Consider the following 13,067-nt stretch of genomic DNA (forward strand, 5'->3'; position numbering starts at 1 on the left):
CGGCATGCGCTTATACGATCTGTTTCTTTAAGAATTGAAGTCAGGAATTAATAACCTGGATTTTGTGTGATTGTTCCTCCGGATTTGTCGATATCTCCCTGAGGAATAGGATACAGGTAGTTTTTATCCTGGAAGTTTTTGCCTTGAGCAGTCAATACTGTTTTTGCCGTTTTCCATCTTTTCAGGTCCAGGAAGCGTTGACTTTCTAAGCCAAGCTCTACACGTCTTTCCTGCATCAGCCAATTTTTAACAACGGTCTTGTCTGAAGAAGCAGGGCGATCCGGTAAGGTTCCGGCTGGAGCAGTAGTGCCTGTAATGGTTACTGTATTTCTTGCTCTTGCACGAATCTGGTTAAGGATAGTGACTGCTCCCTGAGTATCACCAGTCTCATTTAACGCTTCAGCCTTCCAAAGGAGCACATCGGCATAACGGATATAAATCTTGTTGCTACCGGCATCGTCATTTCCTTTGTTGGCACCTGTTTTATCACCCAGCAATTTGTAGATGTTTTGTTTGCTTACATCAACGGTATATCCTAAACGCGGATCGTTAGTTTCGAAAGCAGCGATAAAATTCGCTGTAGGTGCAAAAAATCCCCAGCCTAATGGAGCACAATAGCCATTGCCATTTTTAGGGGTTTTTCCAGACTGGTGATCATAGGCAAAGATCACTTCATTATCGGCGAATTCCTTGGTCTGATCAAAGCTATCGAAGTAATTTGTGTTCAGGCTGTAGAAGTTTAATGTTTGCAATTCATTTACAAGACTTACTACCTCGGCATATTTCTCATTGTATAAGGCAGATTTGGCCTGTAAAGCAATTACTGCACCTTTAGACACGCGCCATTTATCCGTAGCGTCAGAAAATTTCGAGGACGGTAATAAAGCTTTCGCTTTAGTAAGATCGGCATTAATCTGATCCCATATCTGCGCTTTAGGAATTCTTTTAGCCACATCATAGGCATCATTAAAGTTGGCAAGCGGTTTTAGGACTAAGGGAACATCACCAAAATTTGTGACCAGGTCAAAATAGTAATAGGCTCTCAGGAAATAAGCTTCTCCAAGCGATCGGTTTCTAATCGCAGCGCTTAAGCCAACTTTGGTTACAATGGCGTCGTCAGTCAGGTAGCTTAATGCAAGGTTAGTTCTTGATACACCTTCGTAATCATAACTCCAGATACCATTGAATGCTTGATTTGTAGAGATGAACCTGAAGTTGTCAACTTCATCCATCCATGCCTGATCACCATCCTGAGCCCATTTTTTCATGGCATCATCAGATGCAATATCCTGAACGATAAAATCATTTCTGAACACTGTACCGTTTGCCCAGTCCCATTGACCTAATAAATTGAGGGTATTCGAGAGCATTTGGTAAGAAGATGTTACAGATGACGTGAGTGTGTTTGCCGTTGGGTCTGTATTTACCTGATCAGGAGTTAACAGGCCGATCGGATCTTTATACAATTCTTTTTTACAGCTTACAGTGAGGATTAACAGCACTGCAAATAATGATGTATATATGGTTTTCATAGTGATTTAGAATTTAACGTTAATACCAAACAAATAAGCTTTTGATTGCGGATAAGTACCATAATCAACAGCATCGATAGATTCAGGATCCAGACCTGTGTACTTAGTGTGGGTATATAAATTTTGTCCGGAGGCATAAATCCGGATATCCTGTACCCCAAGTTTCAGTTTTTTCACTGCTGCCCCAAAAGAGTAACCTATCTCAAGATTTTTTAAGCGGTAGTATGAAGCGTCTTCAACATAGATACTAGATACACGGCTACTACCATTGTCTGTAAAGCTTACCCTTGGAATGGTATTCGATGTACCCTCACCGTGCCAGCTATCTAATACTGCGGTGGTGTGGTTAAACGGTCTGGTATCGTAGTCGATAATCTGTTTCAGGTTGTTGTACTTATCTATCCCATGAACACCTTGGATCAATGCAGAGATGTCGAATCCTTTGTAAGAACCAGAAAGGGTTAAACCATAAGTTAGTTTTGGGATGTTACTTCCAATATAAGTTCTGTCATTGTCGTCGATCACACCATCTCCGTTCAGGTCTGCAAACTTAATGTCGCCGGGTTGTTCAGATGGGTTTGGTGTTCCTTTGAGGTAATTAGTGATTTCGGCTCTGTTCTGATAGATGCCTACCATTTGATAGCCATAGAACTCGTTAAGTGCATGTCCCACCGCTGTTCTGCTTACCGGACCAATGATAGTTGGCAGGTTAGGATGAAGTTTAGTCACTTCATTTGTTAATGTTGCCAGGTTACCATTGATGGTATATTTAAAAGCATTGTTGTTGTTGGTATAGTTGATGCCCAGCTCAAAACCCTTGTTTCTTACTTCGCCTGCATTAACAATTGTAGGTTTTACATCGCCAACGAATTTAGGTAATGACACCGGAAGTAGAATACCAGTTGTTTTTTTATCGAAATAATCGGCGGTGATGTAGAGGCTATTTTTGATCAGACCCAGATCCAAACCTATGTTTGCCTGTGTTGTCGTTTCCCATTTAAGGTCTGGATTTCCGTACCTGTCAGTTACATATTTGTCGCCGTCTTTCCGAATCAGGGTCAGATAGCTGTAATCACCGATTTCTTGATTTCCTAACTGACCGTAACTTCCTCTTAACTTCAGATCAGAAATCCAGGTTACATCTTTCATGAAACCTTCCTGAGAGATTTTCCATCCTGCAGATACTGAAGGGAAATAGCCCCATCTGTTATTTTCGGCAAAGCGTGATGAGGCATCAGCTCTTAAATTACCGGTTAAAAAGTATTTGTTTGCATAGGTATAAGTTGCTGATGCAAATAAAGAGAACAGGCTGGATTCGGCACCAGAACCGCCGTTAAATAAGTCGTTTGCGGTACTACCGAAGTCTATATATTGAAACGATCCTGACGTATAGTCATACCGTCTTCTGGACGCGGAGATTGCATCTGATTTGTTGCTGATATATTCTGTTCCGACTAATGCACTGATTGCATGCTGACCAAAAGTTTTATCATAGTTCAGCGTATTGTTCCAGGTAAAATTTGTCTGTTGACCGCGTTCTTCGTTCAAACCATTTGGTCGGTTGATTCTTCCCTGACCAGCATCAAGAGGATTTGCGCTACCGTCATCATCGCCGAAATTTTCTAAAAAGGCTTTATTATGTCTGTATAATAAATCCACACCCAGGTTGGTTCTGATTTTTAAAGATTTGTCTGCCAGTAGTGCATATTCGCCATAAGCATTTCCAAAAGTGCGGAAGTTGTTGCGTGTATCATTGCTGAAATAGGCTAAAGCTATAGGATTCTGAGATCTTTCGAAATTGGCATCCCAGCCACCTGCTGATAAATTGTTGTTTTTGTAGAAAGGAAGATCTGTAAAAGGATTTCTTGCAGAATAAGTAGGGTCAGTAGTGTTTTTATATACACCTAAAACTGGTGGTCTTAAGAAAGCGTGGCGGATAATCCCTGGAGCATCACCTTTAGACGATAAGGCATCCTGCATTTCATTAGAGATTTGCAGGTTTGTACCCACTTTAAAGCGATCTGTGACATTAGCATTTACATTAGCTCTGAAGTTAACCCTGCGATATTGGTCATTGTTGTAAACTACAATACCGTCCTGTTTGTAAAATCCACCAGAAAGCAGGTAAGTCACTTTTTCTGATCCGCCACTGGCAGTAAGCTGTGCACTTTGTGAGCGACCAGTATCAAACAGTTCATTCAGCCAGTCTGTGTTGGAGAGGTCTGTCCGGGCTTTTTCGGCGGTATAAGGATTTGTGCCAGTATAGCCAGCATTGTTCCATGCTTCTTCAGATTTCATTAAGTACTGCGACGCATTGAGCATGTGTGGCAAATTGGTAACCTTTTGAATCCCGTTGAAATAGTTGAGATCTAAAGTCGATTTTCCGGCAACGCCCTGATTGGTTGTGATTACAACAACACCGGCCGATGCCCGCGATCCGTAGATTGCTGCTGCGGATGCATCTTTAAGCACTGTTAAAGACTTGATGTCATTTGTATTCAGGAAAGAGATATCTCTCGATGGGACACCGTCTACAATAAATAGAGGACTATTATTCCCTATGGTTCCCTCTCCACGAATACGGATATTGATGGGATCGCCAGGCGCACCAGTACTTTGCGTAACCTGTACACCTGCTACCTGACCTTGCAGGAGCTGTGCAACATCTGGTACGCGGCGTTTTTCTGCTTCCGCCATATTTACCGTCCCTATAGATCCGGTAACGGTTGATTTTTTCTGGCTAGTATAACCAAGCACAACTACTTCATTTAGATCTGAAGAACTCGGTTTCAGGTTGATGTTCATCGTCGCACTACCGGTAAATGGCATCGTAACAGATTGGTAACCGATGTAGGTAAAGATGAGTGACTGACTGCCACCTTCCTGTAAGGTGATGGTATATACACCATCTTTATTTGTTGCTGCTCTGTTTTGAGTGTTTGCCTGTTGGACGGTAACGCCTGGTACCGGCAAGTTGGTTTCATCTACAACCTTACCCGTAATCCTGACTTGTGCCATTGCGGTAAAACCTGTAAATAACATCAATAATGCAAAACCGAGCGATAAGTATTGGCTTCTTTTCATATGAATTAATATTTGGTTAAGGCAAATGTATATGGATACACTTTTGAAGTAGTATACTATAGTTTCAAACTAGTTCACTATAGTTACAAAATAGGCGTATAGGCCTCAAATTGACGTTGACGGTACTCATTGGGTGCACATTGGTAGATCTTTTTGAATTCTCTGAAAAAGTAAGATCTATTATTGAACCCAGTGCGGTAAAAGATTTCTGAAACTGTAAACTGTGATGCAAGGAGCATATCGGCAGCATGTTTTAACCGGATTCGTTTGATGAACTCAGCTGGTGTCATCCCTGCTAGAGATTTTAATTTCCGGTAGAGTTGCATCTTGCTAATTGCCAAAGCATCTTCCAACATGGCGGCATTAAGCTCAGGTTCGTTCAAGTTGTTCTCAATCACTTTGAGTAGTGATTCCAGGAATTTTTTATCTGTATCCTCAATATCAGCATCCATAAACTGGGTACTGATATGCTGGTCTTTGATCAGGTGCTCCATTTTTAGTTTATAATCGAGCAGTTTCCTGATGCGTACATGCAAATAATTGATATGAAAAGGTTTAGGGATGTAAGCATCGGCACCTACTTCGTAACCTTCGGCTTTATTTTCTACTGAGCCTCTTGCCGAAAGGATGATGAATGGGACTTGCGCGGTGGCAGGTGTGTTTTTGACTTCGGCACATAATTGCAAGCCGTCCATATCAGGCATCATCACATCGCTGATAATCAAATCGGGAATCGTTTTCTTTAAGAAGGCTAACGCCTCGGTACCGTTTCCTGCCTCGTAAATAATATATTGCTCTTTTAACACATTACGGATCAGGTATCGTAGCTCAGGTTCATCTTCAACTAATAAAATACTGTGTTCTGCCCGCTGATGAAGTTCGTCGATCAGGCTATTCTTGTTCTCATGTTCCGCTGAGGGCTGTTCAAATTGTTTTACCAGTGATTCGTAAACATATGAAGGCGCTGAGGTGATCACTTCATCTTCTTTACCGGCTACAGCGATGGCCTCCAGGTGAATAAGCAACGTAAAATGAATCCAGTTTTGTTCTATAGTGACGTTGATCCTGGCACCGATCAGGTTCACGAGCTCTTTGGTAAATGCCAGGCCAATACCTGTGCTGAATTTCTTTTGCTTCTGTTCATTGGTTACAAAAAACCTATCGAATAAATGATCCAGATCTTGCGGGTCCAGCGTACATCCCGAGTTTGAAACCTGTATTTTGAGCAGGTGGTCTTTTTCTGTATATATGGCCTCGAACGTTACTTCGTCGGTTATGTCTGAATGTTTAAATGCATTTGATAAGAGGTTGTACAAGATTTTTTCAAACTTGTCCTTATCTATAAATCCCGCAATTCCATCCTGAACCCGGATGTTATATGGGCGTACTGATTTTTCACTCTGTGGCCTAAACAGTTCTGCCAATCCGTTGAGCATTTTGGTAAGGTCGACATAGTCATCGTTTCTTTTCAGGTAACCCGCTTCTGCTTTTCTGAATTCCAGAAGTTGCTGAACCAGATAGGTCAATCTTACAGTGTGTTGATGAACGATGGAAAGGAAGTAGTTATTTTCTTTATTTCTGAACAATTCATTCTTCCTGGATTGTAGGAAATGCTCTACCGATCCCATAATCATTGTAAGAGGTGTCTGGATTTCGTGGGCAATATTTGTGAAAAAGTTAATTCGTTGCTGGTGCTCATTCTCGTCCTTTTCGCGCATCAGGTGTTCCATCGCCAATCGATAGCGCATCTGAAGTTTGTTTTTACGATAAGCATGGAATGCATAGGCCGATGCCAGAATGATCAGAAGATATAAGGCAATTGCCGGGTAAGTTAACCAGAGGTATTGCTCAACTTTAAGATTGAAAACTTCGATGCCCTCTGTCCAGATACCTTCACCATTGGACCATCTTACCATCATTCGGTATTTTCCTGGCGGAATATTGTTATACATTACATTTCCCATGGCGCCAGAGTAGTTCCAGTTTTTGTCGAGTCCCTCCAGCTTGTAGGAGAATTCATTTTTTTCAGGATTGAGATAGCTCATGGATTTGAGGCTGATCTGAAAGAAATTACTTTTTCGTTCTAAAGTGTATGCGGGGATATCGCCAGGGGAAGTGCTTAAGATCTGCAGCCTGTTTGGATTTAGTGTTTGACCACCCATCTGTAACATGGATACCAGCAGATTTGGCTGCTGTGTATTGCCTTTGATGGTTTGGGGCATGAAGTAATTAAAACCATAGATACCTCCGAAAAAAATATGGCCTGTGGCAGATCTCCATACGGCCCCATCACTAAATTCATTGCTTTGAAGTCCATCGCTTTCTCTGAAACTGGCAATGGCAAGATTTTCTGCATTTAGCCTGGCGAGGCCTTTGTTTGTGCTTACCCAGATATCGCCATCGGCAGCTTCTTCAATAGCATGGATGGTGTTATTAGGGAGTCCGTCGGCCATAATGAACTTCCTGAAAATCGGCTGCGTTTTTTTAGACTCTTCAGGTGTTAGTCTGTTTAGGCCATAGCTTGTGCCTATCCAAAGATTGTTTTTATGATCACGATACAGGGAAAGAACGTCGTTATTGGAAAGGCTTTGTTGGTAGGCAGAGGCTTTGAATGTTTTGAACTGGCCTGATTTTTTATCGAGAACACTCAATCCCCCATAGCGGCAGGCAATCCATAGCCGGTTGTCCTGACCATTTGCAAGGGCATAGATGATATCGTTAGCAGGGCCTGTAGCATCGGCAGATAAATACTGTTTGAAATTTTTGACGCTGAATTCGCCGTTTTCTGTCCGGCTAAGCGATAAGTGGATTAAGCCGCTGCCACTTGTCCCAAGCCAAAGCGAGCTATCCGGATCTTGCAGGATGGCGTACACCGAACTGAAGACGGGAAGTTTTGTAGTGCCTTTGATGCTTGACCACGGGATAATCTTCTTTTTTTGCAGGTCGTAAATATTAATTCCCTGACCATCTGTCCCGATATACATTACGTTGTCTAATCCTTTTTTTAGAGAAAAGACGGAGTTATTGGGAAGGCCATTACCGGTGTTGATATTTTCTTTACGCTGATCTACAGGGTTAGCTGCCCAGAAGTTATTGATCTTTAAGATGCCTTTTCCTTTAGTGCCGATCCATAGTTCGCCATTCGTTTCACTAAATGCACGGACAGGATTACTCAGCGCATATCCGTTAGCGGTATTGATGAGTCCAAAATGATTTAAACGCGGATATATTTTAATCAGTCCATTTCCGTCTGTTCCAACCCATAAGACCTGCCCTTTATTTACTGCCAACGTTGTTACGCGAGTTGCGGCCAGCTGTCTAACCTCGGTTGTCATAAATGCTGAGGGCCTAAAATTAGGGTCGAACGTGCTGATCCCCTGATTCTCCCAGGCAATAACATAGTTGTTGTGATACCAGGCGATAGCCTTGACTCCATCTGTTTGTCCGATTAATGGTTTAATCTGATCATTGGAATTTAGTTCATCAAGTCCGTTATTCCGTGCAAGCAGTACTTTACCATTGATCAGGAAAAAACTTTTATAGAGCCGATGTCCAGGAAATTGTTTGACTAACGTTATTGCTGAGCTATCTATTTTTGCAAGAATAAGATCGCCGTTATCAAGCATCAGCCAAAGTCTGTTTTGTTGATCACCTTCCACCTTTATGACTTTCCGGCCATTTAGGGGCAAGTTCATCGGGAGGAACTTATCCTGTTTTTCATCGAAATGGCTGAGTCCGCCAGATTTGCTGTAGCAGAAAACCTGGCCGTTTCCGGTAACGGCTACTTCATATTCCTTTTCAGCAATTCTATTCTTCTTGTTCTGGTTATAGAAATAACGATAGAATGTGCCGGTAGACTTTTTAAATCTGGTAATCCCTCCAATAGTGCTGATCCATACATTATAGTCCAAGTCTTCCTTGATATCCTGGATTACATTGTTTCCTATACTTCCTGACTGCGTGTCGTTATTGTAGTTGAATATCCTAAAGTCGGTGCCGTCATACATATTTAGGCCATCCCAAGTGCCGACCCAAACCAATTGATCTTTATCCTGCAAGACAATGTTCACGGCACTGTTGGACAAGCCATTTCTATTGTCCATCTGCTGATAATAGAAAGTTTCAGCCTGTGCAGATTGCATTTTTTGCCCGAAAACACCAACTGACATCGTTAGACAGAACAAGATGGAATACAAAAAAAGTTTCATTCTTAGATATGGATTTACAAGGTAGGGAAACCAAAGATAAGCTCCTATTTCTTAACCACATTGTGACCTTGAATATCAGCTTTGGACAGCGCAATAACAATCGGGTTCCATAAAAGTTCTCGAAGAAATTTCGGTAAACAAATTGTAAAGCACAGGCGTTGACTACTGAAATTAATGGGGAACAATGGAGCAAAAGCAAATTAACCTAAGAGATGGCGACTGTGTAAGTCTGTGGCAATCAGAAGTGGTGTCGTCATACAGCGATTCTGCACTGGACATAGCTAAAATATTTGATGTGGTCATTGTTGGTGCGGGGATCACAGGACTGACCACGGCGATCCTGCTACAGCAACAGGGGAAAAAATGTATTCTTTTAGACGGGAATGGTGTTGGTTTCGGAACAACCGGAGGTACAACGGCACATCTGAATACTTTTTTCGATACCACTTATCCTGAAGTGGAAAAAGATTTTGGAGATGGAGAGGCGCGTCTTTTTGCAGAAGCAGGAAAAGAAGGAATCGATACCATTCAGGAACTGACGCGTACTTATGGCATCGCATGTGATCTGGAATACCGCGAAGGCATTCTTTATTCTGAAACTGAAAAGGAAACAAAGCAATTGCTGGAGATCCTTGAAGCATCAAGAAGGGCAGGTGTCGATGCTGTTGAAACGCGTGACAATGGCATTCCCGTGGAGATGCAGTTTGCCGTGTCATTTAAAGATCAGGCACAATTTCATCCTTTAAAATACTGTAAAGGCCTGCTGCAGGAATTTATAGATTTGGGAGGAGTGATTCTAGATCAGGCTTTTGTTTCGGAAGTGAGTTCGCAAGATGATTTGCAGATCGCTCATGTGGGCGAACAACGCATTGCCGGTAAAAGTTTGGTATATGCTACACACGTGCCCCCTGGTGTTACCATCTTCAATTTTGAATGCGCGGCATACCGTAGCTATGTACTTGGAATAAAACTTAAAAATGGGGATTATCCCGAAGCATTGGTTTATGATATGCAGGAGCCTTACCATTATTTCAGGACGCATGAAATTGAGGGGCAACCCTATTTGATTTTAGGTGGTGAAGATCATAAGACAGGACATGAAAATCCAGAGCAAGCTTTTAAAGCATTAGAGGACTACACACGAAAATATTATTATGTGGAAAGTGTTGACTACAAGTGGTCTTCACAATATTATGTGCCTTCAGACGGACTGCCCTTTATCGGTTTGATACCTGGTGAATCAAATACCTACGTCGCCACAGGTTACAATGGGAACGGAATGATGCTTGGAACTATAGCCGGTAAGCTCATTAGTGATCTTATCTTAGGAAAGGAAAATAAGTATCAAAAGCTTTTTAGTCCTTCACGCATCAAGCCGGTTGCTGGATTTTCAGAATTCATTAAAGAGAATGCTGATGTTGCTTACCATTTTGTGGCAGACAGATTTGCTGCTGAAGACATTGATTCTTTTAAGGATTTAGCCGCAGGGACAGGAGCAGTTGTGGATTATAAAGGTGATCAGCTTGCTGTTTATAAAGATGATCAAGGAAAGATTACTGCTTTAAACCCCACTTGTACACATGCAGGGTGTACTGTAAAATTTAATGCTGAAGAGAAAAGTTGGGACTGTCCGTGTCACGGGGGGAGGTTTGATCTGCAAGGACAAGTAATCAGCGGCCCGCCGAGAAAAAATCTGGTCGGCAAAAATGTTATTAATTAAATTTTTAAACTTAATTGTGTTTTTATGGAGAATAATAGATCGAATAATCCGGCAACTAAATATCCAGTGCCACCTTTTCCGGTTCAAAAACAGAATGTTCCTGGCACAGAGGCTGAGCTAAAGCCACTGGCCGATCACGGAGAGTTTTCTTACAAGGGCACAGGAAAATTAGCCGGGAAGAAAGCCATCATCACTGGTGCAGACTCTGGGATAGGTAAAGCCGTTGCTATAGCTTTTGCACGGGAGGGTGCTGATGTTTTGATAAGCTATTTGGATGATCCTGAAGATCAGGATGCACAGGACACTGCTGCGCATGTTTTAGAAGCAGGAAGGGAAGTGATTGTAATAAAAGGAGATATTAGAAGCGAGGAACATTGTAAATATATCGTTGACCAGGCTGTATCCAAATTTGGTCAGATTGACATCCTCGTGAATAATGCGGCGTTCCAAATGGGCAGGAAGACCTTACAGGAAATTCCATCTGATGAATGGCAGAAAACTTTTGATACCAATATCACAGCGATGTTTTATTTGTGTAAAGCAGCGGAGCCGCACATGAAGCCCGGCAGTAATATAATTAATACCGCATCGGTGAACGCTTACCATCCTACACCAGTATTATACACTATGCTGCAACTAAAGCAGCAATACAAAACTTTACGGCAAACTTAAGTCAGATTTTGTTAGAGGGCGGGAATGGCATCCGTGTAAATGCAGTTGCGCCCGGACCAATCTGGACACCATTGATTCCATCAACTATGCCGGAACCAGAGAATTTTGGAAAGGATACGCCTATGGGTAGACCGGACCAGCCCGTTGAGGTTGCTTATGCTTATGTATTTTTGGCGGCTGATGAAGCGAGTTATATTTCAGGGGCAACAATACCTGTGACAGGGGGTAGGATAACGATTTAAATGGAGTATGACAAGGATAGGTAATGGGTAGGTAAAGGATCAGATAAGAAAGGCATCGAAATAGGGTACAAGTAGGGTATGCATAGGGTATGAATAGGGTCCGCAAAGGGTAATTTGTCCTTGGAAAATCCTTACCGGTGCCTTTGCATTTCAAATACTTTTAAGAGCCGTATCAGGCACATCTGGTACTGAATATGAGTGTGTGTAAATGTACTGGCTTGCAGATGAATTTAGGTCTAAGTTTTTATTCCTACTTTTACGCCTATGTCTTTATTATCGTCAGGTCGGATTGCTGTTATTGGGTTGGGATATGTCGGATTGCCACTAGCAATTGAATTCGCCAAGAAATTTGATGTGCTGGGTTTTGATATTAATGCGGCTAGGATTACTGACCTGCAGCAGGGTGTCGACAAGACTAAAGAGGCGGATCTTGAAACTTTGACAACGGTGTTGAAATCAAAAGGTCTTGCGCTATCTTCAGATGAGTCTGACCTACTGGGTTGCTCGGTCTATATCGTTACCGTTCCTACTCCAATCGACCAATATAAGCAACCAGATCTTAAGCCATTATTGGCTGCAACTGAGCAGATCGGAAAATACCTCGTTCCAGGCGATGTGGTTATTTATGAATCAACCGTATACCCTGGTTGCACAGAGGAAGATTGTGTGCCTGTTTTAGAAAAACATTCTGGTTTAAAGTTTAACAAGGATTTCTTTTGTGGCTATTCTCCTGAAAGGATTAATCCCGGGGACAAGATTAATACATTAACTAAAATTAAGAAAGTTACATCTGGTTCTACACCAGAAATTGCTGAACAGGTTGATGCATTGTATCGGTCGATTATTACTGCGGGAACCCATAAGGCACCAAGTATAAAAGTTGCCGAGGCATCAAAGGCAATTGAAAATGCGCAGCGCGACGTGAACATATCTTTTGTAAACGAGTTGGCTTTGATTTTTGATAAGCTGGATATTGATACTACTGATGTATTAGAGGCTGCGGCTACAAAATGGAATTTTTTAAAATACAAACCTGGATTGGTAGGTGGACATTGTATTGGGGTTGACCCTTATTATCTCGCTTACAAAGCAAATGCGCTTGGTTATAACCCACAAGTTATTCTTTCAGGAAGGCAGGTTAACGAGAATATGGGGATATTTGTTGCCGGAAAAATTGTAAAGTTATTAATTGCCCGCGGAACGGTAATGAAAGGCTCCAAAGCACTAATCCTTGGTTTTGCATTTAAAGAAAATTGTCCGGATATTAGGAATACACGGGTAATTGATATTTATACGGAATTGAAGCAGTTTGGGATGGAAGTGGATGTGTATGATCCATGGGCAAATGCCGATGAAGTAGAGAAAGAATATCACTTCAGATTATTGGATTCACTGACAGGGCACAGCTATGATGCTGTGATCATTGCTGTGTCTCATCATCAGTTTCTTGCGATAGACTATCAGAAATACCGGCTGCAAAATGCATTGATTTTTGATACAAAATCTTTCATTCATCGGGATTTAGTTCATGTAAGGCTTTAGTTACCACTAATACCTATAAAAGGGTAATTAACGTGACAGATTATTTACACATCAAATAATTGCCTAT

At 41.8% G+C, this 13,067-nt stretch carries 5 protein-coding genes and 1 pseudogene; 3 read left to right on the top strand and 3 right to left on the bottom strand.

The window, feature by feature from the left end; translation table 11 throughout:
* Positions 1-47: 47 nt before the first annotated feature.
* From CLV32_RS18975 to CLV32_RS18985, 3 genes are all read right to left on the bottom strand, one after another.
* Complete coding sequence (locus tag CLV32_RS18975) at positions 48-1,532, bottom strand: RagB/SusD family nutrient uptake outer membrane protein (RefSeq protein ID WP_133558500.1); 1,485 nt, start codon at positions 1,530-1,532, stop codon at positions 48-50.
* A 6-nt stretch (positions 1,533-1,538) separates the two neighbouring features.
* Complete coding sequence (locus CLV32_RS18980) at positions 1,539-4,616, bottom strand: SusC/RagA family TonB-linked outer membrane protein (protein ID WP_166641984.1); 3,078 nt, start codon at positions 4,614-4,616, stop codon at positions 1,539-1,541.
* 83 nt (positions 4,617-4,699) lie between these two features.
* The gene (locus CLV32_RS18985) at positions 4,700-8,824 is read right to left on the bottom strand and encodes a hybrid sensor histidine kinase/response regulator transcription factor (RefSeq protein WP_243732359.1); all 4,125 of its coding nucleotides are present in this window, start codon (positions 8,822-8,824) and stop codon (positions 4,700-4,702) included.
* Positions 8,825-9,008: 184 nt separating this feature from the next.
* Between CLV32_RS18985 and CLV32_RS18990 the strand changes: the two genes are divergently transcribed.
* From CLV32_RS18990 to CLV32_RS19000, 3 genes and pseudogenes are all read left to right on the top strand, one after another.
* On the top strand, positions 9,009-10,544 hold the full coding sequence (locus CLV32_RS18990; RefSeq protein WP_133558502.1) for an FAD-dependent oxidoreductase: 1,536 nt from the start codon (positions 9,009-9,011) through the stop codon (positions 10,542-10,544).
* A 24-nt stretch (positions 10,545-10,568) separates the two neighbouring features.
* A pseudogene (locus tag CLV32_RS18995) lies at positions 10,569-11,458 on the top strand (SDR family oxidoreductase).
* Between the two features lie 264 nt (positions 11,459-11,722).
* Positions 11,723-13,000 carry a nucleotide sugar dehydrogenase gene (locus CLV32_RS19000; RefSeq protein ID WP_133558504.1) on the top strand — a complete coding sequence of 426 codons (1,278 nt, stop codon included), beginning with the start codon at positions 11,723-11,725 and terminating at the stop codon, positions 12,998-13,000.
* Positions 13,001-13,067: the final 67 nt, after the last annotated feature.

The sequence above is a fragment of the Pedobacter duraquae genome (genome assembly GCF_004362245.1).
GTDB lineage: Bacteria > Bacteroidota > Bacteroidia > Sphingobacteriales > Sphingobacteriaceae > Pedobacter > Pedobacter duraquae.